23 protein-coding genes and 1 pseudogene are annotated in these 25,996 nt (G+C 66.4%); 12 read left to right on the forward strand and 12 right to left on the reverse strand.

Translation table 11 applies throughout. The features are described from left to right. Window positions 1-40: 40 nt before the first annotated feature. From hslO to JHW40_RS14090, 7 genes are all read left to right on the forward strand, one after another. Window positions 41-1,072, forward strand: a complete 1,032-nt coding sequence (hslO, locus tag JHW40_RS14060; RefSeq protein WP_090611250.1) for an Hsp33 family molecular chaperone HslO — start codon at window positions 41-43, stop codon at window positions 1,070-1,072. Then, the gene (locus JHW40_RS14065; RefSeq protein ID WP_090611249.1) at window positions 1,069-1,662 is read left to right on the forward strand and encodes an NUDIX hydrolase; all 594 of its coding nucleotides are present in this window, start codon (window positions 1,069-1,071) and stop codon (window positions 1,660-1,662) included. Before hslO ends, JHW40_RS14065 begins: the two co-directional genes overlap by 4 nt. Continuing rightward, window positions 1,659-2,828 carry a CCA tRNA nucleotidyltransferase gene (locus JHW40_RS14070; protein ID WP_090611248.1) on the forward strand — a complete coding sequence of 390 codons (1,170 nt, stop codon included), beginning with the start codon at window positions 1,659-1,661 and terminating at the stop codon, window positions 2,826-2,828. Before JHW40_RS14065 ends, JHW40_RS14070 begins: the two co-directional genes overlap by 4 nt. Beyond that, on the forward strand, window positions 2,825-4,669 hold the full coding sequence (locus JHW40_RS14075; RefSeq protein WP_090611247.1) for an ABC transporter ATP-binding protein: 1,845 nt from the start codon (window positions 2,825-2,827) through the stop codon (window positions 4,667-4,669). The genes JHW40_RS14070 and JHW40_RS14075 overlap by 4 nt, the downstream gene beginning before the upstream one ends. Further along, complete coding sequence (locus JHW40_RS14080) at window positions 4,666-5,910, forward strand: class I SAM-dependent RNA methyltransferase (RefSeq protein ID WP_090611246.1); 1,245 nt, start codon at window positions 4,666-4,668, stop codon at window positions 5,908-5,910. The genes JHW40_RS14075 and JHW40_RS14080 overlap by 4 nt, the downstream gene beginning before the upstream one ends. A 46-nt stretch (window positions 5,911-5,956) precedes the next feature. Beyond that, window positions 5,957-6,487 (forward strand): L,D-transpeptidase family protein, encoded by a 531-nt coding sequence (locus JHW40_RS14085; RefSeq protein ID WP_090611245.1) that lies wholly within the window; start codon window positions 5,957-5,959, stop codon window positions 6,485-6,487. Between the two features lie 143 nt (window positions 6,488-6,630). Continuing rightward, window positions 6,631-7,935, forward strand: coding sequence for a hypothetical protein (locus JHW40_RS14090; protein ID WP_090611244.1), 1,305 nt, complete (start codon window positions 6,631-6,633; stop codon window positions 7,933-7,935). Here the strand turns inward: JHW40_RS14090 and JHW40_RS14095 are convergent. The 3 genes from JHW40_RS14095 to JHW40_RS14105 are packed head-to-tail and all read right to left on the reverse strand — an operon-like array spanning window position 7,904 to window position 9,560. Beyond that, the gene (locus JHW40_RS14095) at window positions 7,904-8,458 is read right to left on the reverse strand and encodes a hypothetical protein (protein WP_090611243.1); all 555 of its coding nucleotides are present in this window, start codon (window positions 8,456-8,458) and stop codon (window positions 7,904-7,906) included. The genes JHW40_RS14090 and JHW40_RS14095 overlap by 32 nt on opposite strands. Further along, window positions 8,455-9,003, reverse strand: a complete 549-nt coding sequence (locus tag JHW40_RS14100; RefSeq protein ID WP_090611242.1) for a hypothetical protein — start codon at window positions 9,001-9,003, stop codon at window positions 8,455-8,457. The genes JHW40_RS14095 and JHW40_RS14100 overlap by 4 nt, the downstream gene beginning before the upstream one ends. After that, window positions 9,000-9,560, reverse strand: coding sequence for a hypothetical protein (locus tag JHW40_RS14105; protein WP_090611241.1), 561 nt, complete (start codon window positions 9,558-9,560; stop codon window positions 9,000-9,002). Before JHW40_RS14105 ends, JHW40_RS14100 begins: the two co-directional genes overlap by 4 nt. A gap of 301 nt (window positions 9,561-9,861) precedes the next feature. On the opposite strand from JHW40_RS14105, the gene JHW40_RS14110 reads away from it, so the two are divergent. The 3 genes and pseudogenes from JHW40_RS14110 to JHW40_RS14120 all read left to right on the forward strand — a co-directional run. Continuing rightward, the gene (locus JHW40_RS14110) at window positions 9,862-10,986 is read left to right on the forward strand and encodes an efflux RND transporter periplasmic adaptor subunit (protein WP_090611240.1); all 1,125 of its coding nucleotides are present in this window, start codon (window positions 9,862-9,864) and stop codon (window positions 10,984-10,986) included. Further along, the gene (locus tag JHW40_RS14115; protein WP_090611239.1) at window positions 10,986-14,069 is read left to right on the forward strand and encodes a multidrug efflux RND transporter permease subunit; all 3,084 of its coding nucleotides are present in this window, start codon (window positions 10,986-10,988) and stop codon (window positions 14,067-14,069) included. The genes JHW40_RS14110 and JHW40_RS14115 overlap by 1 nt, the downstream gene beginning before the upstream one ends. Before the next feature lie 300 nt (window positions 14,070-14,369). Further along, window positions 14,370-14,546: pseudogene (locus tag JHW40_RS14120) on the forward strand (IS481 family transposase); the annotation flags it as partial. A gap of 219 nt (window positions 14,547-14,765) precedes the next feature. On the opposite strand, the gene JHW40_RS14125 reads toward JHW40_RS14120, so the two are convergent. From JHW40_RS14125 to JHW40_RS14135, 3 genes are all read right to left on the reverse strand, one after another. Further along, the gene (locus JHW40_RS14125) at window positions 14,766-15,509 is read right to left on the reverse strand and encodes a YebC/PmpR family DNA-binding transcriptional regulator (RefSeq protein ID WP_090611237.1); all 744 of its coding nucleotides are present in this window, start codon (window positions 15,507-15,509) and stop codon (window positions 14,766-14,768) included. An 88-nt stretch (window positions 15,510-15,597) separates the two neighbouring features. Further along, the gene (locus JHW40_RS14130; RefSeq protein WP_090611236.1) at window positions 15,598-17,376 is read right to left on the reverse strand and encodes an SLC13 family permease; all 1,779 of its coding nucleotides are present in this window, start codon (window positions 17,374-17,376) and stop codon (window positions 15,598-15,600) included. Window positions 17,377-17,529: 153 nt separating this feature from the next. After that, entirely contained in the window at window positions 17,530-18,351 is an 822-nt protein-coding gene (locus JHW40_RS14135; protein WP_090611235.1) for a TIGR00282 family metallophosphoesterase, read from the reverse strand. A 168-nt stretch (window positions 18,352-18,519) separates the two neighbouring features. Here JHW40_RS14135 and JHW40_RS14140 point away from each other — a divergent pair, with 168 nt between their 5' ends. Further along, a complete protein-coding gene (locus JHW40_RS14140) occupies window positions 18,520-19,866 on the forward strand; it encodes a S8 family serine peptidase (RefSeq protein ID WP_090611234.1) in 1,347 nt (448 codons plus the stop codon). Window positions 19,867-19,882: 16 nt separating this feature from the next. Here the strand turns inward: JHW40_RS14140 and JHW40_RS14145 are convergent, their stop codons facing one another. Together JHW40_RS14145 and JHW40_RS14150 are read right to left on the reverse strand one after the other, a co-directional pair. After that, entirely contained in the window at window positions 19,883-20,641 is a 759-nt protein-coding gene (locus JHW40_RS14145; protein ID WP_090611233.1) for an anti-sigma factor family protein, read from the reverse strand. Then, on the reverse strand, window positions 20,638-21,156 hold the full coding sequence (locus JHW40_RS14150) for an RNA polymerase sigma factor (protein ID WP_090611232.1): 519 nt from the start codon (window positions 21,154-21,156) through the stop codon (window positions 20,638-20,640). Before JHW40_RS14150 ends, JHW40_RS14145 begins: the two co-directional genes overlap by 4 nt. A gap of 194 nt (window positions 21,157-21,350) precedes the next feature. Here JHW40_RS14150 and JHW40_RS14155 point away from each other — a divergent pair, with 194 nt between their 5' ends. Next, on the forward strand, window positions 21,351-22,115 hold the full coding sequence (locus tag JHW40_RS14155; RefSeq protein ID WP_419182445.1) for an esterase/lipase family protein: 765 nt from the start codon (window positions 21,351-21,353) through the stop codon (window positions 22,113-22,115). A gap of 6 nt (window positions 22,116-22,121) precedes the next feature. Here JHW40_RS14155 and JHW40_RS14160 read toward each other — a convergent pair whose 3' ends face one another. The 4 genes from JHW40_RS14160 to JHW40_RS14175 form a co-directional block, all read right to left on the reverse strand. Beyond that, window positions 22,122-23,747, reverse strand: a complete 1,626-nt coding sequence (locus JHW40_RS14160) for an alpha/beta hydrolase (protein ID WP_211657255.1) — start codon at window positions 23,745-23,747, stop codon at window positions 22,122-22,124. A gap of 249 nt (window positions 23,748-23,996) precedes the next feature. Next, window positions 23,997-24,437, reverse strand: a complete 441-nt coding sequence (locus JHW40_RS14165) for a pore-forming ESAT-6 family protein (protein ID WP_090611230.1) — start codon at window positions 24,435-24,437, stop codon at window positions 23,997-23,999. A 346-nt stretch (window positions 24,438-24,783) separates the two neighbouring features. Next, window positions 24,784-25,353: a retropepsin-like aspartic protease family protein gene (locus tag JHW40_RS14170; protein WP_090611229.1), complete on the reverse strand. Its 570-nt coding sequence runs from the start codon at window positions 25,351-25,353 to the stop codon at window positions 24,784-24,786. Continuing rightward, entirely contained in the window at window positions 25,353-25,961 is a 609-nt protein-coding gene (locus tag JHW40_RS14175; protein ID WP_090611228.1) for a MarC family protein, read from the reverse strand. The genes JHW40_RS14170 and JHW40_RS14175 overlap by 1 nt, the downstream gene beginning before the upstream one ends. Between the last annotated feature and the right edge of the window lie 35 nt (window positions 25,962-25,996).

The raw sequence follows: 25,996 nt of genomic DNA on the forward strand, positions 1-25,996 counted from the left end.
CTGGCGCTGCGGCGCGGCCAGAGGCAATTCAGGGAAGACCATGAGCAAGATCAACCAGATCGCCTGGGACGATACGGTTCTGCCGTTCCAGCTGGACCGTTCCTCGATCCGGGGCCGCGTCGCCCGGCTGGACGGCGTGCTGGACAATATCCTGTCGCGGCACGATTACCCGGCCAGCGTCAGCGCGCTTGTGGCCGAACTGGCCCTGCTGACCGCGCTGATCGGTCCGACGATCAAGCTGCGCTGGAAGCTGAGCCTTCAGGTTCGCGGCAACGGTGCCGTGCGCACCATCGCCACCGATTACTATGCGCCCGAATCCGACGGCGCGCCCGCGCGGATGCGGGCCTGGGCCAGTTTCGACGCCGACCGGCTGGACGACCGCCCGGCTTTCGAACAGATCGGCGAGGGCTATTTCGCGATCCTGATCGATCAGGGCAGCGGCTCCACGCCATATCAGGGCATCACGCCGCTGGCGGGCGGATCGCTTGCGGCCTGTGCGCAGACCTATTTCGCGCAATCCGAACAGTTGCCGACGCGGTTTCAGGTCGCCTCTGGCCGGTCCCAGCTGTCGGGCGAGGCCGAGCATTGGCGCGCAGGCGGCATCATGCTGCAAACGCTGCCCGCCAAGCCCATGTCTCCGGCCGAGGGCGGCAGCGGCGAAGAGGGGCTGATCGAGGCCGCCGATATCCTGCAAGGCGCCGAATCCGAGGACTGGAACCGCGCCAACCTGCTGCTGGACACGGTCGAGACGCTGGAGCTGATCGGCCCCACCGTCGGCCCGACCGATCTGCTGCTGCGCCTGTTCCACGAGGAAACGCCGCGTGTTTTCGATGCGCAGCGGGTCGAGTTCGGCTGTTCCTGCACCGCCGACCGGGTGCGCGGGACGCTGTCGATCTATTCGGCCAAGGACATCGCCCATATGACCACCGATGCGGGGATCGTCACCGCCGATTGCCAGTTCTGCGGCGCGCATTACGAATTCGATCCGCAGAGTCTGGGCTTCGAGGCCACGGTCGATGCCGATGGCCAGCCGCTGTCGGATGCGGGCAGCCCGGACAAGGCCGCAGAGTGAGCGGGCGCTGGTCCGAGGACAGATTACGCGCGGCCCTGTCGGTTCCGGCGGGGCCAAGTTCGGATTTCGACCTCAACACCGACAACCCGCCCCCTTCCACCAGCTTGCGCCGGGCGGGTGTGCTGGCCGCCTTTCACGAAAGCGACGGGCGGCTGATCCTGACCAAACGCGCATCCGGCCTGCGCCATCATCCCGGCCAGATCGCGTTGCCGGGCGGCAAGGTCGATCCTCTCGACGCCGACGAACAGGCCGCTGCCCTGCGCGAGGCGCAGGAGGAAATCGGGCTGGACCCCGCTCAGGTTCAGGTGATCGGCGCGCTTGCCCCGCACCGGACCGTGACCGGCTTTGTCGTAACCCCCATCATCGGCATCGTCCGCGGCCCCTTCGCCCCCGTCCCCGAACCCGGCGAGGTCGAAGAGGCGTTCACCCTGCCCTTTGGCCATATCGCCGATCCCGCCAGCTATCGCATCGAAAAGCGGCGCTGGCTGGGCGACTGGCGGCATTACTATGTCGCGCCCTGTGGCCCCTATTACCTGTGGGGGGCGACCGCGCGGATCCTGCTGGAGCTGGCGCGAAGGTTGCCCGCATGACCGTCCTGCCCACGCATATCCTTGACGATCCGGCGTTGCAGGCGGTGCTGCAGGCGATCGGCGCGGACGGGCATCGCGCCTTTCTGGTCGGCGGCGCGGTGCGCAATGCGCTGCTGGATCAGCCGGTCCAGGATATCGACATCGCCACCGATGCCCGGCCCGACCAGGTCATTGAACTTGCCGCGCGGGCCGGGCTGAAATCCGTGCCCACCGGGCTTGATCATGGCACCGTGACCGTGGTCGCGAAGGGCAGCGGGTTCGAGGTCACCACCTTTCGCCGCGACGTCGAAACCGATGGCCGCCGCGCCACCGTCGCCTTTTCCGGTGATCTGGCCGAGGATGCCGCGCGGCGCGATTTCACCATGAACGCGCTTTACGCCGATGCCTCTGGTCAGGTCATCGATCCGGTTGGCGGCCTGCCCGATCTGCATGCGCGGCGGCTGCGATTTGTTGGCCAGCCCGAGCAACGCATCCGCGAGGATTATCTGCGCATCCTGCGGTTTTTCCGCTTCCTCGCCTGGTATGGCCGCGAAGCCGAGCCTTCGGCGGTGGCGGCCTGCCGCGCACTGCGTGACGGACTAGACGGCATCTCTCGCGAAAGGGTTGGTCAGGAGATGCGCAAGCTGCTGCGCGCGCCCGATCCCTGCGCAAGCATCCGGCTGATGATCGACACCGGCGTTCTGGACAAGGTGCTGCCCGGTGCCACGCCCCTGCGCTTTTTCGGGTTCGAGGCGCTTGGCGGCAATGGCGGGCTGTGGCTGGGCCGTCTGGCGGCGCTGTCGCAGGGCGATCTGACCGACGCCCTGCGCCTGTCGCGCCACGAGGCGCAGGGTCACAAGGCGCTGGTGACGGCAATGGCCGGAAACTGGTCCTTCAACCGGATCGCCTATCATCTGGACGGCACGCAGGCCGAATCCGCCGCGCTGCTGGTGCAGACCTGCGACACCGGCCAGGCGCGGCCCCGCAACGGCTGGCCCGAGGCGAGAGAGGCCGCGCGCAACGCCCGCCTGCCGATTTCGGCCCGCGATCTGCAACCGGATCTGAGCGGCCCCGATCTGGGCAGGGGGTTGAAAGCGGCGGAACAGGCGTGGATAGACAGTGGCTTCACGCTGGTCGCCCCGGCGCTGATCAGCACGGCGCTGCACGCCGGCAAGGAGGACATATGAGTCTGCATGCCCGTTTCAGCCGTATGGTCGATGCGTTCCGCCCCGCCGAAGGGCCGCCGCCCGATACGCTGCTGGCCTTCTTTCGCTGGTGCCTGTCGGGCGCGTGGCGGGGGCTGGGGCTGGCCGGGCTTGCCTCGGCGCTTGGCGGCGTGGTCGATGTGGCCGCCGCGATGCTGCTGGGGCTGGTCGTCGATGCCGTCACCACCACCAGTCCGGAAAACCTGTGGGCCGAAAACGGGCTGCTGATCCTGTTCTTCGTCGCCTTCTTTCTGGTGATCCGCCCCGCCGTCTTTGGCCTGTCCACCGCCAGTTCCAACGTCATCATCGGCCCGAACGTGCTGCCTTTGGTGCTGTCGCGGCTGCATCGCTGGACGATGGGCCATTCGGTCAGCTTCTTCGACAACGATTTCGCCGGGCGGCTGGCGCAGAAACAGATGCAGACCGCGCGGGCGGTGACCGATGTCGCCTCCGAGATGGTCAATACGGTGGCCTTCGCGCTGGCCTCGGTCATCGGCTCGGCGGCGTTTCTGATCGCGGTCGATGGCTGGGGCTCGGTCGCGCTGATCCTGTGGCTGGCGGCCTATCTGGCACTGATCCGGTTCTTTCTGCCGCGCATCCGGGCAAAATCGGGGGCACGCGCCTCGGCCCGGGCGCTGATCACCGGGCAGGTCGTCGATACGATCACCAATATCAAGACCGTCAAGCTGTTCGCCCATGCCCGGCACGAGGATCGCGCCGCCCTTGGCGCCATGGCGGGCTTTCGCGAACGCGCGCTGGATTTCGGCATTGTCTCGACATGGTTCCGCCTGTCGCTGATGTTCGTCGCCGGGATCCTGCCGGTGATCCTTGTCGGCGGCTCGATCATCCTGTGGCGTCAGGGGCAGGCGACGGCGGGCGACATTGCCGCCTCGGGCGCGATCGCGATGCGGCTGGCGCAGATGACCGGCTGGGTCAGCATGTCGCTGATGGGCATCTGGGGCAGCGTCGGCGAGGTCGAGGACGGCATGCGCACCCTGTCACCCCCCCACAGCCTGACCGACGTGCCCGGCGCGCTAGAGCTGGACCATGTCCGGGGCCGGATCGAATATCGCGATGTCAGCTTCAACTATGGCCACGGAGAGGGCGGCATCGACGGCCTGAACCTTGCCATCGCGCCGGGCGAGAAGATCGGCATCGTCGGCGCATCAGGCGCGGGCAAATCGACGCTGGTCGCGCTGTTGCTGCGGCTTTACGATGTGGAAAAGGGCGCGATCCGCATCGACGGTCAGGACCTGCGCGACGTCACCCAGGAAAGCCTGCGCCGCCAGATCGCGATGGTCACGCAGGAAACGGCGATGTTCAACCGCTCGGCCCGCGACAATATCCTCTATGGCCGCCCCGGCGCCTCGCAGGATGAAATCATCGCCGCCGCACGCGCCGCCGAGGCACATGATTTCATCCTTGGGCTGCATGACCATGCCGGGCGCACCGGCTATGACGCGCATCTGGGCGAACGCGGGGTGAAACTGTCAGGCGGACAGCGCCAGCGGATCGCGCTGGCCCGCGCCTTCCTCAAGGACGCGCCGATCCTTGTGCTGGACGAGGCCACCAGCGCGCTGGACAGCGAGATCGAGGCGCAGGTGCAGGACGCGCTGGTCCGGGTGATGCACGGCAAGACGGTGCTGGCCATCGCCCACCGCCTGTCCACCATCGCCGAGCTTGACCGCATCGTGGTGTTGCAGGCGGGCCGGATCGTCGAACAGGGCACGCATGAGGAATTGCTGGCGAAAGGCGGGCTGTATTCGCGTTACTGGACCCGGCAATCGGGCGGCTTTCTGGGCACCGAAGAGGCCGCCGAATGAGCCTTTGGCGCGTCGAGCGTCTGGGCCGTCGCGGCGACGGCGTTGCCATCGGCGCGGATGGCCGGGCGCTGGCCCCGCTGACCCTGCCCGGCGAAGAGATCGAGGGCGAGGCACAGGATGGCCGCATCGCCGCACCGCGCATCCTGACCCCCTCGCCCCGGCGCGTGCGGCCCATCTGCGCCCATTACCGCGCTTGCGGTGGCTGTTCGCTGATGCATGCCGATGACGGTTTCGCGACCGAATGGAAGCGGCAAGTGGTCGAGACCGCGCTGGCCGCGCAGGGTCTGGCCGCGCCTGTTCAAGGGGTCCATGTCTCGCCGCCGCTGTCGCGCAGGCGGGCGGTGCTGTCGGGGCGGCGCACGAAAAAGGGCGCGCTGCTGGGCTTTCACGCGCGGGCCTCGGATGTGATTACCGATCTGGCGCAATGCCATGTCCTGCGCCCCGAGATCACCGCCGCGCTGCCCTTGCTGCGGCAGATGGTGATGACGGGCGCCTCGCGCTCGGCCGAGCTGTCGATCACCGTCATCAGCGGCCCCGCCGGGCTGGATGTCGCGATCAGCGGCGGCAAGGCGCTGGAACCCGCCCTGTTTCAGGATCTGGCGCGGCTGGCAGAGACCGGCGATCTGGCGCGGCTTGACTGGAACGGTCAGGCCATCACCCGCCGCCCGCCCACGCTGCCGATGGGCCGGGCGCGGGTGATCCCGCCCCCCGGTGCCTTCCTGCAAGCCACCGCCGAGGGCGAGGCCGCGCTGCTGGCCGCCGTGCGCGACATCACCCGCGACGCCACCCGGATCGTCGATCTGTTCGCGGGCTGCGGCACCTTTTCCCTGCCTCTGGCTGAGCGGGCCGAGGTGCTGGCCATCGAGGGTCTGGCCGCCCCGCTGGCCGCGCTGGATGCGGGCTGGCGCGGCGCACCGGGACTGCACCGAATCGCGACGCAGACCCGCGATCTGGCCCGACGCCCGCTTCTGGCAGATGAGCTGGCGGATTTTGACGCAATCGTGATCGACCCGCCCCGCGCCGGGGCCGAGGCACAGGCCCGCGAAATCGCCCGTTCGACCGTGCGCAAGCTGGCCTTCGTCGCCTGCGATCCGGTGAATTTTGCAAGGGATGCGCGGATTTTGGCCGATGGCGGCTATATCTTGTCACGGGTTTTCATCGTCGATCAGTTCCGCTGGTCCCCGCATGTCGAAACCGTTGCCGAGTTCGCGAAAAACTGGCCAGCGGTAAGGGTTTCGTGATATTTGTTCGAATATATAAAAAGACGACAAATCCCCCGAGGCAGTGATGTTCCGAGCCGACCGACGCCATTTCTCCATGATGATGCTTGCCGCGCTGGCGGGTTGCAGCAGCAAACCCGCCCCGGCACCCCGCCCGCAGTTCAAGACCTATTCCGGCCCGCCGGTCACACAAGTCGTTGTCAACAAGGGACAGCGACGGATGCATCTGGTCAGCAACAGGTCGGTGCTGAAATCCTATGATGTCGGGCTTGGCAATCAGCCGGCCGGGCACAAGCAGTTCGAGGGCGATGGCAAGACGCCCGAAGGGTTGTATTTCATCGACCGCTTCAACCCGCGCAGCCGCTATCACCTGTCGGTCGGCGTCTCCTATCCCAATGAGCACGACCGCGCCTATGCCGCCGCTTTCATGCGCGAACCGGGCGGCGACATCTTCATCCATGGCCGCGGCCCCGAAGGCAACAAATTCGCGCCGAAGAACCGCGACTGGACGGCGGGCTGCATCGCGGTCACCGATGAAGAGATCGAGGAAGTCTTTGCGATGCTGCAACCGGGCGTCCCGATCATGATCTATGCCTGACGGCGAAATGCCGCGCCGGGTCTGACCCGACTCTGGCCATCGGCCGGCAGGTGGATATGTTTGACATGCGGCGACCGGGGATTTCCGGGCGCAATCCATGATGCCCGGCCGGGACCAGCGGCCCGCAGCAAGGAAAACAAGGCATGACGGACGCATATCGCATCATCCGGCAGCACGCGGCGCTCAGCCTGTCGCTGTTTCGGCGCTATGGCGCGGTGCTGACGGCGGTCTGGGCGGCGGGCATGTTGCTGAATCAGATCCTGCTGCATGTCGCGGTCGAGGTCGGGATAATGAACCGCCTGCTGGGGCTGGTGGCCATCGCCCCGGTGATCCTGCTGCAACTGCTGATCGTCGTGGCGATGTTCGTGATCCTGCGCAGCGGCCTGCCGCGCCTGCGCCGGCCTGCGCGACGGCCCCCTTCGACGCCCGGGACCGCGCCCGACAAGGATGCCGATGGCGGGGTTTTCGCCGTCGCGCTGCTGGCGGTGCTGATACCGTTTTATGGCTATTACGCCGGCTGGGGGCTGCTGGGCGATACGCTGCGCAACTATTCGCAGATCTTCTATACCACCCAGATGTCGCGGATCGACTTTGCCAATCCCGAATTCCCCCCGACCGCGCTGGAGATCGGGCAGACCGGCTGGGTCATCCTTGCCGTGGTGCTGATCTGGGCGATCCGGCGCGGAGCCAAGGCCATGCATGGACGCAACAAGGCCGGTTTCTGGCCCCTGCTGGTGGTGGCCTGCGAGGCGACCTGGGCGCTGCTGGGCCTTTACGTCCTGTCGGGCTGGAAGGACGCGCTGGCGGCGTGGCTGGCGGCCTATCCCTCACCCGCCGATCTGATCGAGCAGATCATCCCCGCCGCTGCCGCCGCCGTGACCGATGTCGCGACAAGGCCCGTTGACTGGCCAGCCGCGCCGCAGCCCCGGGCGGTGCTGAACACGCTGTTCTGGTATGCGCTTCTGCCGCTGATCTGGTTCAATCTGGGCGCCATCGTTTACGGCCATGACATGCATTCGGTCCGGCCCGAGACGCAGCGGATCGCAGGCCGCGCGATGGATCGCTGGCGGATGCTGCCCAAACCCGTGACCGATTTCATCGGCCATTTCTGGGCCGGGGTCATCAAGCGGTGGCATGCGGTGACGAATGGCGTGCTGCTGGCGGCCTCGGCGGGGATTGCTCTGACGGCCTCGGTTCTGGTGCTGTGGCGGCTGGTCGATTGGCTGGGCAACTGGGCTTGGGTCGGTCTGGCGCATCTGATCGGGCCGCAAGACATGCTGACATGGCAGATGCTGTCAGCCCCACTGAACCTGCTGCTGGGTGCGCCGGGGGCGCCGCCCGGCGGGTTGCTGGTCAGCCCGCTGCAATTCTGTATCCTCGCCGCCGGGCTGGAGTTGGCGGGCCGCGCACAAACCCCTAACCCGGAGGCGGCTGCAACACCGGCCTGAACGGAAGCGAGATCGCATCGGGCCGCGTCGCCATCCCCGACAGTTCGACCCGCAGATCGTCCAGCACCCCGGCGGGCACCAGAAAGGCCTGACCCGAGAATGAGGGGCTGCCATCCTCGGGCGGCAGGTTCAGCGATTGCGGGCAACCGGGCTCGGTCCCGCTGCCGTCGCCCAGCAACCGGACGATCTCGATCCCGGCAAGGTTGCTCAGCGGCAGCCATTTGCGCCCCTGCCCGTCGGTCAGCCCCAGATCGCAGCCCAGCCATTCGCGCATCAGTTGCGGATCGCCCTGCGCCCCCAGCCGCAGATAGACGATGGCCCGCTCGGGCGCGGCGGGCAGGATCATCGCCCGGCCCTGATCGACAAAGATGCGGACCCCGGCCAGTTCGCCCTCGGGCTGCTGGCTGTGGGTGACGTTCCAGTTCTTGCCACGGCGCAGTTCCTGCCAGTCGGCCCAGCCGGTCAGCGCCACGGTCAGCACGAACAGGACCAGTGCGGCGGCTATGGCCAGAAGATGCCTCATCCGTCGAACCTCGCGACGGCTTCGTGCGGTGCGGGATCGGTCGGCGCATCCAGCAGGATCGTGCCATCCAGCGGCGGGTTCAGCCGCAACGTCAGCAGCACGGCGCCACCTTCCAGCTCATCCGGCGGCAGCTCGAAGATCGCGATGGCCTTCATGTCCAGCCCCGGTTGCAGCCAGACATCCTCGATCTGCTGGCGCAGCCCGCTGACCCGCGAGGTGGTGGCATAGTGGCGACCGCTGGCACCCACCCATTCCGCCGCAACCAGCGTCGAGGTCGATCGCCCCGTCAGCGACAGTTCGGCAATCAGGAACACGCCATCCGTGCGGCGCAGCTTGTCGCCGCTGTAATCGCTGAAGGCGATGGTGTCGGCGGTGCGCCAGCCGGTCAGGCGCCCCTCGATCAGCCGCGTCGCGCCGCTTTCCCCCGGCCCGGCATGGCTGACGAAAGGGCGCACGATGCTGTTGTAATCCGGGTTCGTCAGCATCATCCCCGCCAGCATCACGGCGGCGGCAAGGATGACGGCCACATGCCCCGGCCGGATCACGGCTGCACCTCGGGCAGAGCCGCCAGCCGGGCCGCAGGCTCGAATCCCAGCCAGTTCGACTGGCCGTACAGATTGTCCCGCAGCTTGAATATCTGTTTCGCGAAATCGACGCGGACTTCTGCCGGTTGCCATTCCGGCGGCAGGGTCCAGAGCAGCGCGATCCGTTCCGGCATGCGCGGATGCAACTGGCGCAGGGTTTCGCCGTCGCGGGTCAGCACGACCTCGGCCGGGTCGATCGGCGTGCCATCCAGAACCAGTTGCGGCGGATGTTCCGGCATGCCGAAAACCGCGCCTTGCGTGCGCCCGGTCACGTTCTCGATCATCGCGTCCAGGATCAGCTGGCCGTCCTGATCGGACAGGCGCAGCGACAGTGGCGTGATCACGCTGCGGCCCAGGTCGATCCTGTCGCCCAAAGCCACCACCGGAACCTGATCCGGGCTGCGGGCCTCGTCGATGCGCCACCACCAGCTGAGCAGAATCGCGGCAGCCAGCCCGGCTGTCGCCAGCAGGCGCACCCACAATCTGCGAAAGATGGTCGTTTTCCGGCCTGCCGTCATGCCCGTATCTGGCCATTCAACGGCGCCCAGTTCAAGCGGGCAGATCGTCCTGACCGGCGCAATGGCAGATACATGCCTTGCAAACCGCCAGATCGCATCTTCGTGACCACAGCGGCCGGAAAAACCACCATATCGGGCGATTGTTTCCGAACGGTTAGGATTTCTGCTGCTAAACTGACAACAACTTGGATGATGCTGTGACCGACGGCACAAATTCCAGCCTCGGTATCCACCGACGCGAATAGGGGCAGATACGGACAGGATCTTCAGCGTGCATTTCCGATCACTACTGACAATCGCGATGCTTGCGCTTTTTGCGTCGGGTGTTTCCGCCCCCGCGCAAGAGACGCCGACACCGGGCTATGTCGTCGCAAGGGAATCGGTGGTGCCGGTGCGGGTGTCGCTGATCGGGCGCGCGGTTGCGCGCAACGCGACGCAGTTGCGCCCGCAGGTGGGCGGCACCGTGACCGAGATCCTCTACCGCTCGGGTTCGCGGGTCGAGGCAGGAGAGCCGTTGTTCTCGATCGATCCGCTGACCTATGAAATCGCCGTGTCGATCGCGGTGGCCGAACATGCGCGGGCCGAGGCCGATCTGCACAGCGCGCAATCCGCTTTTCGCCGGGCCGAGCAGTTGCAGGGCACCACCGCCAGCCGCGCCATGTTCGAGGATGCCGAGGCCAATATGCTGAAGGCCCGCGCCACGCTGGCCGAAAGCGAGGCGAACCTGACCCTTGCCCGCGCGCAACTGGAATGGACCACGGTGCGCGCGCCGATCAGCGGCATCGTCGGCGTGCCGCAGGTGGCGGTGGGTGATCTGGTCAGTCAGGGTCAGGCGACGGTGCTGGCCGAAATCGTGCAGACCGATCCGGTCTATGTCGATCTGATCGAGCCCTATCCGACCCGGATGCGGATCGAGGCCCGCGCCGCCCGAGGAGAGATCGAGCTGGCCCAGACCCCCGGGCTGGCGCTGCATCTGGCCGATGGCCGCAGCACCGAAGGCGCGGGACGGCTGGTCTCGACCTCGGCCACGGTCTCGGCCACCACCGGCACCCGCGTCCTGCGCTTCGAGATGGACAACCCCGCCGGTATCGTCGCGCCGGGCATGTTCCTGCATGCCGATCTGATCGTCGGCGACGAACGCGCGGTGCTGGTGCCCCAGCGCGCGGCACAGCGGGAACGCGACGGCACCCTGTTCGCATGGATCGCCCGTGACGGACACGCGGAAAAGCGGCAACTGTCGGAAAACGGCTCTCATGCCAATGCATGGGTGATCTCGGACGGGGTCGAGGCGGGCGAATGGATCCTGATCGACGGGCTGACCAACCTGCGTGAAGGCGATCCCGTCGCGCCGATCCCGGTCGAGATCGACGAGTTGGGCGTGGTGCGCGACCTGGCCTCGATGCAAGAACCGGTCGCGGCCAACTGATGGCGCAATTCTTTCTTTCCCGCCCGGTTTTCGCGTGGGTGCTGGCCATCGTGACCATGCTGTTCGGCGGCTGGGGCATGACGCTGCTGCCGATCGAGCAATATCCCGATATCGCGCCACCGCGCATCAATGTCTCGGTCACCTATCCCGGCGCCTCGGCCGAGGTGGCGGAAAACTCGGTCACTTCGGTGATCGAGGGGGCGATGACCGGGCTGGACGGGCTGTTGTTCATGACCGCCAATTCCAGCTCCAGCGGCAGATCCTCGGTCGCGATGACCTTCTCAGATCGGATCGACCCCGATCAGGCGCAGATTCAGGTGCAGAACAAGCTGCAACTGATCGAATCGCAACTGCCCGACATCGTGCGCCAGCGCGGCCTGAATGTCAGCCGCAGCGACGATACCTCGCTGCTGGTGGGGGCGTTGGTTTCGCCCGACGGGCGCTATTCGACGCTGGAACTGGGCGACATGGCCGAACAGATGGTCGTGGACGCGGTGTCGCGAACCGAAGGCGTGGCCGTGGTGGACAGTTTCACCTCGGGCTATGCGATGCGGATCTGGCTGAATCCGGTGCGCATGGCCGAATACCAGATCACCAGCAGCGATGTGCTGTCGGCGATTTCCGAACAGAACAGCACCGTCTCGGTCGGCTCTCTGGGCGCGCAGCCGGTGATCGCGGGTCAGCAGCTGTCGGTGCCGCTGACGGCACAGACGCAGCTGTCCTCGGTCGATGAATTCGCCCGCATCACCCTGCGCGTCACACCCGAAGGCGGCCGCGTCCTGCTGAGCGACGTGGCCGAGGTCGAGATCGGGCAGGAACGCTATGGCCAGTCCAGCCTGTTCGAGGGTGCCAATGCCGCGGGCTTTTCGGTCACGCTGGCCACCGGCGCCAACGCGGTCGAGACCGCCAACCGCGTCCGCGCCACGCTGGAGACGATCCGCCCCGCCCTGCCCGAAGGGGTCGAGATCGCCTATCCCTATGACACCTCGCCCTTTATCGAGGAATCGATCAACACCGTCTATCACACCCTGATCGAGGCTGTGGGGCTGGTCTTTCTGGTCATCCTGATCTTTCTGCAAAGCTGGCGGGCGACCGTCATTCCGGTGATCGCGATTCCGGTCGTGCTGCTGGGAACCTTCGGCATGCTGGCCGTGCTGGGCTTTTCGATCAACACGCTGACCATGTTCGCGCTGGTTCTGGCCATCGGCCTGCTGGTCGACGACGCCATCGTCGTCGTGGAAAACGTCGAGCGGGTGATGGAACACGACAAGCTGCCCGCGCGCGAGGCCACCGCGAAATCCATGGGCCAGATCTCTTCGGCGCTGGTCGGCATCGCCGTGGTACTGTCCTCGGTCTTTCTGCCGATGGCCTTCATGTCGGGCTCGACCGGGGTGATCTATCGGCAGTTCTCGGTCACGATCATCACCGCCATGATCCTGTCGCTGGCCGTGGCACTGATGCTGTCGCCGGTCATGTGCGCGGGTCTGCTGCGGCCGGCCGGCCATGGCGGCGGTTTTGCCCTGACGCGCGGCTTCAACCGGGGAATGGACGCGCTGACGCGCGGCTATGGCCGGGCCGCCAGCGTCCTGATGCGCCGCCCCTTCATCGCGGTGATGGCACTGATTGCCATCGTCGCCACCGTGCTGATGATGTTCCGCGAACTGCCCTCGTCTTTCGTGCCGCAAGAGGATCAGGGCGTGATGATGGTCATCCTGCGGCTGGATGAGGGCACGACCATTGCCCAGACCACCGCCGTCGCGGAAGAAGTCACCCAATGGCTGCGTGACGAACATCCCGACAGCGTGGACACGGTGATGACCGCGCTTGGCTTTGCCTTTGGCGGCGGCGGGCAGAATACCGCGATGCTCTATGTCAAGCTGAAACCCTTCGACGCCCGTCCCGGCCAGTCCGCCGCCGATCTGCAACAGGCGGGGACCAGCCGCTATCGCGGCCACCGCGCGGGCAATATCATCTTTACCCAGCCGCCGGTCATCCAGGGTCTGGGCGGCAATGCCGATATCGCCTTCTCGCTGATCGACCTTGCCGGCCACGGTCAGGACGCGCTGGAGGAAGCCGCACGCACGCTGGTCCAGCAGGCCGAGGCCGAAGGCACCGCCGCGGGCTTTCGCGGGCACGAGCCGAACCGCCGCCCCTCACTGCGGCTGGATATCGATCAGGATCAGGCGCGGGCGATGGGCCTCAGCGTGGCCGAGGTGAATTCGATGCTGTCGGTCATCTTCTCGGGGAGAGAGGTCAATGATTTCACCCTTGGCGCCGATCTGCGCCCGGTGATCGTGCAGGGAACGGCGCAATGGCGGATGCAGCCCGACGATATCGACGGCTGGTTCGCCCGCAACACCGCCGGAGAGATGGTGCCCTTCGCCTCGTTCATGCAGCAGTCCTGGACCGAAAGCGCGCCGTCGCTGAACCGCTATGACGCGGTGCGTGCGATCTCGATCTCGGCCAACAGGGGCGATGTTTCCACCGGCGAGGCGATCGAACGGATCGAGCAGATGGTCGCCGAAATGCCCGGCGGATACGGGATCGCCTGGACCGGGCTGTCCTATCAGGAACGCCTCGCGGGCAATCAGGCGCCAATGCTGTTCGCGATGTCGGCGCTGGTGGTGTTTCTGGCGCTGGCCGCGCTTTACGAAAGCTGGACGGTGCCCTTCGCGGTCATGCTGGTGGTCCCGGTGGGTATCCTCGGCGCCCTTCTGGCCGCCTGGTGGTTCGGGCAATCGAACGACGTCTATTTCAAGGTCGGCCTGCTGACGACCATCGGGCTGGCATCCCGAAACGCCATCCTGATCGTCGAATTCGCCGAATCCATGCGACGTCAGGGGCTGGACCTGCTGGACGCGACCCGGCAGGCCGCCGAGGTGCGGCTGCGCCCGATCCTGATGACCTCCTTCGCCTTCGCCTTCGGTGTCCTGCCGCTGGCACTGGCCACCGGCGCGGGTTCCGCCGCGCAACACGCCATCGGCATCGGCGTCCTCGGCGGAATCGCCGCATCGACCGTGGTCGCGCTGTTCATGGTTCCCGCGCTCTATGTGCTGGTGATCCGGATGTTCAAAAGCGGCTGACGGCGGATTGACGGTTGTGCTGATGCCAGTTGTTTGATCCCCGGTTTGCTGGTGCGATCCTTTCTCGGGACTGGCAGGAGGCCCTATGGGCCAAGTCCGTCCCAGGAACGACACGACCACGCGCGCCGTCAGAGCTGCAATGATGAGGCCCTGCCCGAATGATCGTAAGCCCCGCTCGCGACGCTGCGCCGGGAACTTGGGACCGATCCCCAAGACCGTCGCCAAGTGGCGAGAGCGCCAGGCGGTCGATGACCTCAGGACCCGGCAGGTGCTGCCCCATCGGCGTTCATGCCCTCACGCCATGCCGACATCACCGAGGTGTAGAGCGCCGAAAGGGATCTCTATTTCTTTGTCGCAATTGACAGAACCAGCAAGTTTGCCTTCGTTCGCCTTGTCCGGAAGGCAGGAAAGATGGCCGCGGCGTCGGGTCTGCCGCATACCACCATCCACCGGATCTGGACCGCGTTCGGCCTGCAGCCGCATTGCAGTGAAACCTTCATGCCTTCCACCGACCTGAAGGAGGGCATTGTCGCCTTCATCGACGCGCATAACGAGAACCCCAAGCCCGTCCGCAGCGGCGATGAGGAAATCGAGTGTTTGTGGAAATGCGCGGGCGCAGGGTCGCTCCGAACCAGTTCGTTCCACGCAAGGGCAACCGAACCGGAAGCGCCAAGGCCTCCGGTTCGGGGTGTGGGATCACAACTGGCTGGCGATCTCTTCGGACAGGTCGAAATTGCCGGTGACGTTCTGCACGTCGTCGTCGTCTTCCAGCGTGTCGATCAGACGCATCAGCTTTTGCGCAGTGTCCAGATCGGTGATCTCGGTCGGGGCCTGCGGCTTCCAGATCAGCTTGGCGGTCTCGGATTCGCCCAGGGCTGCCTCCAACGCATTCGAAACCTCGTTCAGCGCGGTATCGGCGCAATAGATCCAGTGGCCGTCCTCGTCGCTTTCGACATCATCGGCACCCGCCTCGATCGCGGCCATCATCACCGTGTCGGCGTCACCGGCCGAGGCCGGATACATGATCTCTCCGACCCGGTCGAACATGAAGCTGACCGAGCCGGTCTGGCCCAGATCGCCGCCCGACTTGGTGAAATAGCTGCGCACATTCGACGCGGTGCGGTTGCGGTTGTCGGTCATCGCCTCGACCACCAGCGCGATTCCGTTGGGGCCGTAACCCTCGTAACGGATTTCCTCATAGTTGTCGGCGTCACCACCCAGCGATTTCTTGATCGCGCGGTCGATCACGTCCTTGGGCACCGAGTTCGACTTGGCCTCTTTCACGGCCAGCCGCAAGCGCGGGTTCTTGTCGGGATCGGGGTCGCCCATCTTGGCGGCGACGGTGATCTCTTTGGACAGTTTGGAAAACAGCTTCGAGCGGGCAGCGTCCTGCCGGCCCTTGCGATGCTGGATATTGGCCCATTTGGAATGGCCTGCCATGGTCGTCCTTCCCAGTTTTTCCGAAATCTGTGGCGCTTTTATGCCAGCGGGGGTGCCCATCGCAAGACGCAGCACCACCGCTGAGCAGCTACATATCGAAGAAAATCGGGATCGAGATGGTGGTGACGATGGCCATCAGCACGTTCAGCGGCATGCCGACCCGCACGAAGTCCATGAAGGTATAGCCGCCCGGCCCATAGACCAGCGTATTGGTCTGATAGCCGATCGGCGTGGCAAAGCTGGCGCTGGCGGCCATCATCACCGCCACGACCAGCCCGCGCGGATCAACGCCGACATGGTTGCCGATGCTGATCGCGACGGGGGTCATGATCACGGCGACGGCGTTGTTGGTCACCGCCTCGGTCAGGGTGCTGGCCAGCGCATAGACCGCAAAGACCAGCGCCCAGGGCGGCAGCGATTGCAGCGCCGGACCGATGGCCTGAACGATCAGCTCGACCGCGCCCGAGCTTTCAAGCCCTGCCCCCACTGCCAGCATGCCAAAGATCAGCGCCATCAGGCGGCCATCGACGAAACCAAGCGCCTCGTCCGCGTCGATGCAACGTGTGATCAGCACCACCGCCACGCCGACAAAGGACAGCACCAGCATCGAGGCGACGTTGAACGAGGACAGCAGCACCACCCCCGCCAGCACCGCCACGACGATGGGCGCATGGCTGCGGCGGAAGGCGCGTTCCGTGGGCTGGATGACCTCGACCATCTGCATGTCGGCGGCCAGCCGCTGAATATCCGCAGGCGCGCCTTCCAGCAGCAACGTATCGCCCACCCGCACGACCAGATCATCCAGTTGCCGCCCGATATTCTGGTTCTTGCGATGCGCCGCCAGCACATAGACGCCATAGCGTCTGCGCAGCCGCAGCGCACCAAGGCTGCGCCCGATCATGTGACAACCGGGCGTGATCAGCACCTCGACCGTCGAGGTCTGGACCGAACTGAGCTTGTCCACCGTCTTCAGTTCCTTGTGGCTTTTCAGGCCCAGAACCTCGGACATCGGGGTGCGCAGGACGACGCGGTCGCCCGCCTCCAGCTGCACCGCCGCCAGATCGCGGCGCAGCGAGGCATCGCCGCGCAGCACGTCGATCACCCGGGCGCTGTCACGGCTGAAAATATCGACCTCGTTCAGCGCCTTGCCGACCAGCGAGGAATCCTCGGGGATGGCGACCTCGGTAAAGAATTTCATGTTGGATTTGCCCGACAGCATCTGCGACATGGATTGCCGCTCGGGCAGCAGATGCGGGGCGATGAACAGCAGATACAGCATGCCCACCGTGGCGATGACCAGCCCGACGGGGGTGATCTCGAAAATGGTGAATGGTTCCATCCCGGCCTGCCGCGCAACCCCGTCCACCAGCAGGTTGGTCGAGGTGCCGATCATCGTCAGCGTGCCGCCCATGATCGACAGATAGGACAGCGGAATCAGCACCTTCGAGGGCGCGGTACTCGTTTCCTTGGCCAATTGCATGAAAAGCGGCAGCATCACCACCACCAGCGGCGTGTTGTTCACGAAGGCCGACATGATGCAGACAAGGACGGACATCACCAGCATGGTCAGCATGGGATGGGTGCCCACATGGCGCGAGGCCTTGCGCCCGAACCATTCCAGCGCCCCGGTCCGCACCAGCCCGCCGACGATGATGAACATGAAGGCGATGGTCCACGGCGCCGGGTTCGACAGCACGGCGGGGACATGCGACACGTCCAGAATGCCCAGCAGCAACAGCGCCAGTGTGCCAAGGATCGCCGTGACTTCGGGGGGATAGGTTTCCCGCACGAACAGCGTCAGCATCGCGATGATCAGAAAAATGGTGGTGACGGCGGCAGCCGTCCCGGTCAGTTCAAATCCGAGCATTAAGCACTCTTGTCTTCAGACCGCTGCTGGCCCATCGCCCGCATACTGCGACGATTAGCCAGCGGGCCGCAAGTGCGGCTGACGCGACCCCGCCCGTCGGGCCCGCCTTCGGGGCCGGGTATGAGGCGCGGGTGGGGCAGCATTTGCAGGGGTTCAGCCCGCTTCGGGATGGGTTTGCGACAACCTGCCGCCGTCGCGCAGGGGGGTGACGCTGCGGGCCAGACCGGTGCGGTCATCGGTCTCGACCAGTACGCCGGACAGGGTCGCCTCGGCCTCGGCGGGGGTGAAACGGTCGCGAATCATGCCGGTCAGGAAGCGGCGCAGGGGTTCGGCCTTTTCCATTCCGATGACGCTGTCGTAATCGCCGCACATGCCCGCGTCGGACAGATAGGCCGTGCCGCGATTGAGGATCTGGGCATCGGCGGTCGGCACATGGGTATGGGTTCCCACCACCAGACTGGCGCGACCGTCGCAATAATGGCCCATCGCCATCTTCTCGCTGGTCGCCTCGGCATGGATGTCCAGCACCGCCGCCTGCACCATGCCGCCCGAAGGATGCGCCCGCAGCACCCCGTCCACGGCGGAAAACGGATCGTCGAAGGGCCGCGACATGAACACCTGACCCAGTGCCTGCACCACCAGCACCTTGCGCCCGCGCTGGTCGCTGAAGATGCCGTAACCCCGCCCCGGCGCGTCGCGCGCGATGTTCAGCGGGCGGATCACGCGGGGTTCGCGGTCGATATAGGCCAGCATGTCCTTCTGATCGAAGGCATGGTCGCCCAAGGTGACGCAATCGGCCCCCGATTGCAGCAAAAGCTGCGCGTGACCGGCGCTGAGCCCGCGACCGCCGCTGGCGTTCTCGCCATTGACGATCACGAAATCCACCTTCAGCCGGGCCCGAAGTCCGGTCAGACGTTCCGAAATTGCGCGGCGGCCGGACCGCCCCATGACATCGCCAAGAAACAGAATACGCATGACGCCTAGGCGTAAGCGAAACGCGCGCCACCCTCAAGCCGGGTTCTGCCGCTGGCGCGCGCGCGGATGGCCCAAGGATCGACACTGGCGCGGCGGGCGGAATAAACTGGCGGCGCGCGCGTTCTGGTCAAGGCCCCGCCGGTTTTCACTGATACAAGGTTTGCATTCATGTCCACGACCCATCGCCTTTGCCTGATGGCCCTTCTTGCGGGGGCCACGATCCTGACCGGCCTGCCCGATCCGTTCCCCGGTCCCGGCGGCTGGCAGCAGGCAGCGTGGGCGGGCGATGACGACGACGATGATGATGACGACGATGACGGTCCGCGCCTGAGGCTGCGCATCCCGCAGGTCCAGCGCCGCGCCGCGCCCGCCCGCGCGCCCGCGCCCGTGCCGCCCCCGCCCGCCAACGCGCCCGAGCTGGTGGTGACCGATCTGGGCGAATCCGATCTGCAACTGCTGCTGGACGAGGGTTTCGGCGTGATCGAGACCCTGCCGCTCGGCTCGATCTCGTCCACGCTGCACCGGCTGTCCGCGCCCTCGGGTCAAAGCCTCGACGCCGCGCGCGACCGGGTCCGGCAGTTGCCCAGTGGCGGCAATGCGGACCTGAACCATTATTACCGCACCGATCAGTCGGTCACGACCGCCGCCGCGCCGCCGGGCGGGGCGGTGGAATGCACCCATGCCAATTGCGCCTCTTACCGGCTGGTCGGCTGGCCCGATCAGGATCAGCGGCGGCAGTCCTGCCCGATCGGCCAGCCCATCGGCGTCGTCGATACCGGCGTGAATACCGAACATGAACTGCTGGAGGGCGCCCGGATCGAGCTGACGCATCTGGGGACCGAGGACAACCCTTCCGCCAAGATCCACGGCACGGCGGTTCTGTCGCTGCTGGCGGGAACGCCCGGATCGCGGGTCAGCGGGCTGGTCCCCGAGGCGGAACTGGTGGTGGCCGATATTTTTTCGCTGGCCGGACAGGATGAACGCGCCGATCTGTCCGCGCTGCTGCGCGGGCTGGACGCGATGGATCAGCGCGACATCCGGGTCGTGAACCTGTCGCTGACCGGCCCGGCGAATACCGTGCTGGAAAATGCCGTCAGCCGGCTGGTTCAGGATCGCGGCATGGTGCTGATCGCGGCGGCGGGCAATGACGGACCGGCGGCGCCCACGGCCTATCCGGCGGGTTATGACGGGGTGATCGCGGTGACGGCGGTGGACGGGCGCGGGCGGATCTATCGCGATGCGCAGCGGGGTGCGCATATCGACATCGCCGCGCCGGGTGTCGGGCTGCTGCTGGCGACCTCGATCAGCGGGGCCCGCACCAAGACCGGCACGTCCTTCGCGACCCCCTATGTCACCGCCGCCGCCGCGATGCTGCTGTCGCGCGATCCCGAACTGACCGCCCAGGACATCGCGCGCCGCCTGTCCGAGGCGACGCGCGATCTGGGTGCCGAAGGCCGTGACGAGGTTTACGGCCACGGTCTGCTGATGGCCGACGAGTTATGCCGCGAGGGGTGATCGGCAGGGCCGCGCCCTAGCGCGACCAGCCTGCGGCGATGGCGGCGGCTTCCTCTGCCGGGGTCAGGGTCATCCCTGCCCCGCGCCGCTCCAGCCAGTAGTCCAGCAGAACCGATTCCTTGCCGCTGGCGGGCAGGAAATCCCGGCCCTCGATCACCGGGATCAGGGTTTCGGACATGGCGACATCCACGTTCCAGCCGCGATCGTTCCGGCAGGCCAGCGCGACCTGCACCCAGCCGGAATCGCGGTTCAGCAATTCGACCTCGCGGCAGAAACCGCCAAGCGCGGGCAGCGTGGCCAGCACCGTCAGATCGGCCCCGCCAAAATCGACCCGCTGGCCCGAGGGCTGGCTGTCCAGCACGCGGCGCAGCTCACTGTCGGGCGCGACCGCCCCCGCGCTGAGCGTCCGGTCAACCGGGGCCGACGGCATCAGCACCAGCGCGCCTACAAAGACGGCGGCCAGCGCGGCACCGATCCCGGCCCAGACCGGGGCGCGACGCGGACGGAAGGCAACCACCCTGCCCCCCTGCGCGGGCTGCGGGGCATCCTCGCGCGGCATCACCAGATCGCGCAGGCGGTCCGGCACCGGTTCGCTCATCGGCGCGGAAAAGGCCTGCACCAGCGCCACATTCGCGGCCATCAGATCATCGACCCAGGCCTGATCCTCGGGATGGTCGGCCAGATGCATGACGACGCGCGCAGCCTCTTCGGGCGACAGATCGCCATCGGCGAAGGCGGCCAGCAATTCCTTGTCCATAGCGGTTTCCTGTGTCATTGGCGGCGTCCCTGGCTAAGGCCCAGTTGCGGCAGCAGCGCCTCTCGGGCGCGGGAAAGGCGGCTCATGACGGTGCCAAGGGGGATGTCCAGCACCTCGGCCGCATCCTTGTAGCTGAGCCCCTCGATCGCGACCAGCGACAGCACCGCCCGCTGCGGTTCAGGCAGGGTCTGCATCGCGTCGCGCACCTTGCCCAGCATCATCCGGTCCTCGGGCAGGTTCGCGCCGCGCCCGCCATCCGACAGGTTGGCATCCTCGGGGGCGATGGTGGTGCCACGGGTGCGGTTGCGGCGGCGGTCGTCGATCCACAGCGTCTGGACGATGCGATACATCCAGCTGTCCATCCGCGTGCCCGGTGTGAACTGGGCCGCATTGCGCAGCGCCTTTTCGCAGGCCGCCTGCACCAGATCGTCGCCGTCCTGCGGGTTGCCGGTCAGGCTGAGCGCGAAACGACGCAGCCGGGGCAACAGCGCCACAAGCTCGGTCCTGAAAGCATGGGTCGCGGCGGGGGGCATCGCTTTCTCCTTTGCGCAGCGTTCAGGATCAGAACGGAACAGGCGGCGGGTTATTCCCTGCCAAAACCGCTGTTTCGCAGATTACGGGGAAAATGCCACGGGATTCGCCTGCCCCTCGGGGAACCCTGACCCGAGCGTGACTTGACGCAGCCACGCCGGCTGGCCCAGATGGCCCCATCGAGAAGGAGGCGTCGATGCTGCGGACCAGTTTGAAGCCCGGTCTGGGAATCGGATTGCTGATCGCGATGCTGTTGCCGGGCGTGGCACCGGCCCATGCGCCCGACCGCGACTGCGCGGTGCTGCTGCACGGGCTGGCGCGCAGCGATGCCTCGATGATGCTGATGGAAACCGCGCTGGAAGAGGCCGGTTATCAGGTGGTCAGCGATACCTATCCCTCGACCGATCTGCCGATCGAGCAGTTGCTGGGTTACGTCGATCGCGCCGTGGGGCAATGCGGCCCGGGGCGGGTGGATTTCGTCACCCATTCGATGGGCGGCATCCTGCTGCGGGCATGGCTGATGGAACACCGGCCCGAGCGGATGGGCCGGGTGGTGATGCTGGCCCCGCCCAATCACGGCTCGGACGTGGTGGATGTGTTCGGCGATCTGGCGCTGTTCCGCTTTGTCAACGGGCCTGCCGGGTTACAGCTGGGCACCGATGCGGCCAGCGTTCCCAACCGCCTGCCCCCCGCCGATTACGAGTTGGGCATCATCGCCGGCGACCGCACCGTCAACCTGATCCTGTCGCTCAGCTTCGAGGGGCCGAATGACGGCAAGGTCTCGGTCGAAAGCACCCGGCTGGAGGGGATGGCCGACCATATCGTGCTGCCGGTGACCCATACATTCATGATGAACAACCCCATTGTCATCGCGCAGGTGCTGACCTTCCTGTCCTCGGGGCGGTTCGATCACCAGATGGGGCTGGGCGGCGCGCTGAACCGGCTGACCGATCTGGAATAGGCCGGCCTAACCGCCACGACGATCCGATTCCTGTGCCGCCTCGCCCGCCAGCCTTTCGCGCAGACGCTCCAGCGCGTCGGTGCTCCAGCCGGGCGGACGGGTGACGGCCAGCCAGGCGTCCAGATAATGTTCGGGCGCATAGACATGGCCGTAACCCATCGGCGTGCCGGTTCCGACCGCCATGTCCAGCGCCAGTTGCAGCATCGTCACCACCGGATACCAGCGCAGCTCGGCCGAGACATCGGGGCCGCGCGGATCGGACAGCCATGCGGGCGGGCGATAGAAATCGCGCGGATCGAAGAAAACGATCGGATCGCTGGCATATTGCAGATAGACGATCCGCATCCGCCCCCACAGCGCATCATCCGGCGCGGTCAGCCCGTCCTGATTGGCAAAGCGCACCAGCGAATCGTCGCCGTAACGTGGCAGCCATGCGGGCGATCCGGGCTGGCGGGCATCGGTGATGGCGCGCCACAGACGGCTTTCAAAGGGCGGCCCGCTCCACAAGGCGCCGTCGATGGGATCGGGCAGGATCCCCGACAGCTCGACCAGACGTTCCGAATTCATCGCCCCAAGGCTCAACCCGTGCAGATAGAAGCGCGGACGCTCATCCGCGGGCAGGCTGCGCCAGTGACCATAGATGGCGTTGAACAGCGCCGTGGTCGCCTCGGCTCCGTATTCCGGCTCGACGATCAGCGACAGCGGGCTGGTCAGATAGCTGTATTGCTGCGCCACGCTGGCCACATCGCCGCCATGCAGGATCTCCAGCGTATCCAGCGATGCCGGATCGACCCAGCCGGTGCCGGTTGGCGTCACCACCACCAGCACCGAGCGGTCGAACCCGCCCTGCCGGATCAACTCGGCCAGCGCCAATTGCGCGCGCTCTTCGGCATCGGCCCCGGCGGGCAGCCCGGCATAAACCCGGATCGGACGCATGGCGGGCCTGCCGGACAGCGCCCCGATCCGCGCGGCACCGGGGGCGTTGGCGATGAATTCACGACCGGCGCGGCCCAGCATCTCCCAGGCGATCAGCGATTCCATGCTGCCGGTCACCTGCGGATCCTCGGGGCGGGGCTGGTCCGGCACCATCAGCGCGTCATATTCGCGATAGGATCCGTCCAGAACATAGAGAACCGACCGGAACAGCACACCATTGGCCAGCGTCCAGAAGATCAGGGCCGCCAGCACCACGCCCACGACATTGGCGATGCGGCGCGGCACGATCCGATGCGCCCGGCCCGACAGGTAACGGGTGGACAGCACGAACAGCCGCGCCAGCAGCAGCAGCGCCACAAACACCGTCAGCGCCAGCAGGAACAGGCGCACCGGATGGGCGCTGTCCACCGGCTCCATCCCCATCGGCAGGCGGATCGAGTTCTGCCAGTCCGGCACCTGCGACAGAAAGGTCAGCACCACCGCCAGACAGAAGATGGTCAGCACGACGTTGAAGGCGGGCCTGACCCGTTCGGGCAGGAACGGCAGCCGCATATAGCGCCATGTCATCGCCAGCCCCGCGCCCAGCCCGTAACCCGCGCCAAGGCACATCCCCGCCAGCGTGCCCTGCATGACATCGCTGCGCGGCACCAGACTGGGCGTCAGCGAGGCCGCCAGAAACAGCGTTCCCAGCACCATTCCCGTTCCACAAAGCGAGCCGAGCAGATGCCGGAACATACCAACAAGCGGGGAAAGGGCGGCTGGGATCATGCAGAAGGGGCCTGACGGACTGCGGATGCGATTCGTGCGGCAGGATAGACCAGCCGCTTTGCGCTTGTCAGGACCGGTTCTGTCCAACCCTTCCGGCGCGGGCACAGCTCATGAAAAAACGGACCGGTGCTGGACCGGCCCGTTCCTATTGTCAGCCGATATCGGCCTGTGGCGCGATCATTCCGCCGGCAGCTGGGTTGCCAGTTCGTTGACCAGCGACTCGATCTGCTGGCACTGGGCCTCGGCGGTGGTGCCCTGCTGTTCGGCGGCATCGGCCAGCGAGACCTCGGCGCCCATCGCCGAGACGACGCCTTCGGTGCCCTTGGCCTCGGCTGCGTCGCCCGCAGCGGCATCGCCCGCCGGGATCATGCCGATCATGCGCTCCTGCACGGCGATGGCCTCTTCGCCGCTGAAGCCTTGGGCGTTACAGAATTTCAGGATGCCCAGCTGGTTGCGCGCAGCCTCATAGGCGGCGGCAGGATCGGCCTGCTGCGGTGCGGCCGGGGCCTCGGCGGGTGCTTCGGCCGGTGCCTCCAGCGGGGCTTCGACCTCGCCCTGCGCCAGAACCGGCGTTGCACACACGGCCAGCACGGCCAGAAGGGAAAACTTGCGGATCATAGTCTGACTCCTCAGTCGTTTGATCGTCCCACGGACGGCACGGCGCCCGCTTGCCACCAGACCTAAAGCCCGCCTTTCTGCGCCACCACCCCATGATGATACCCACAGCGAAACCGTGCCGAATCAGCGCCTTCGGATGGATCGGATGCCGCCCCACGGGGCGCAAACCGGCCATCGCCCGCGCACCCTTTCACTTCGTGATCGGATGTGACCGGGCATAGCTGAACTGCCCGGTCTGCGCAAGAAACTGAAATGAAACGGGGTTTTTCGAGGCACCCGACCAAAATCGCAGATCGCGGGCGGGATCCGGCACAAAGTGGCATTTCGGCGGGAACCTGCTGCCGCCTCAGCGCTCCAGCACCAGCAGATCGCCCTCGAAGCCCACGCGGGCGAAACGGCGCAGATAGGACATGCCCAGAAGCGAGCCCGGCATGCCCCCCTCGATCACCATCGCGGGCACATCGCGGTCCACGATATCGCCGATGGCGAACTCGTTGATCCTGACCGGCGCGGTGCGCACCCGGCCATTCGCGGTCATGGCAGTACCGACAAAGGCGATCTGGCCGGTGTCGATGCCGATGCGGGCCGCATCCTCGCGGCTGAGCGCCACGGTCGAGGCCCCGGTATCCACCACCATGCGGACCTGTTGCCCGTTCAGCGTCGCGGTCAGATGAAAATGGCCGTCGCGGGAAATCGGGATCTCGACCCGCCCGCCCTCCAGCACCTGCTGCTGCGGTTCGGACCAGTCCAGCCACAGATTCGCGGCAAAGATCGCTCCGGTAAAGATCACCACCCACAGCACGATCTGGCGCAGGGCACGACCGCCGCGCCCGGCCAGCTCGAACAGCATCGCCCCGCCGATCACCACCAGCAGCAGGATGTAATAGCCCAGTTGCGCCCAGTCCTGCCCCAGCATCACACCAGCCCCGATCCCTTCAGCCCATCGATGATGAACTGCACCGACAGCGCCGCCAGCAGCATCCCGAACAGCCGCGTCATCACCATCGTGCCGGTGCGTCCCAGCGCATTGGCCAGCCGCGAGGACACATGAAACAGCGCCACCACGATGACCAGAACCAGCAGCATGACCAGATTGATCATCACCAGATGCAGCCAGCCATCCTGCTGCCCCGACAGCAGGATCATCGTCGCCAGCGCACCCGGTCCGGCCAGCATCGGCATGGCCAGCGGAAAGACCGAAGGATCGTCGGCATCGCCGCCCTGCCCCTCGCGCCGTTCGGTGCGGCGCTCGAACAGCATGTCCAGCGCGGTCAGGAACAGCAGCACACCCCCCGCGATACGGAAGGCGGGCAGAGAGATGCCGATTGCCGACAGGATCGCCTCTCCGGCAATACCGAACAACATCAGCAGGATGCCGGCGATGACCACGGCGCGAAAGCCGATGCGGCGGCGCTGCGCGGCGTCCATGCCCGGCGTCAGCGCCACGAATATCGGCACCAGCCCGACCGGGTCGATGACCACGAACAGCGTCACGAAGGCAGTGATATAGACCGCAATGTCCATATCGCCTTATCACCTGCCCGCGCGCCCCTGCCAAG

It is taken from the genome of Paracoccus alcaliphilus (genome assembly GCF_028553725.1).
Lineage (GTDB): Bacteria > Pseudomonadota > Alphaproteobacteria > Rhodobacterales > Rhodobacteraceae > Paracoccus > Paracoccus alcaliphilus.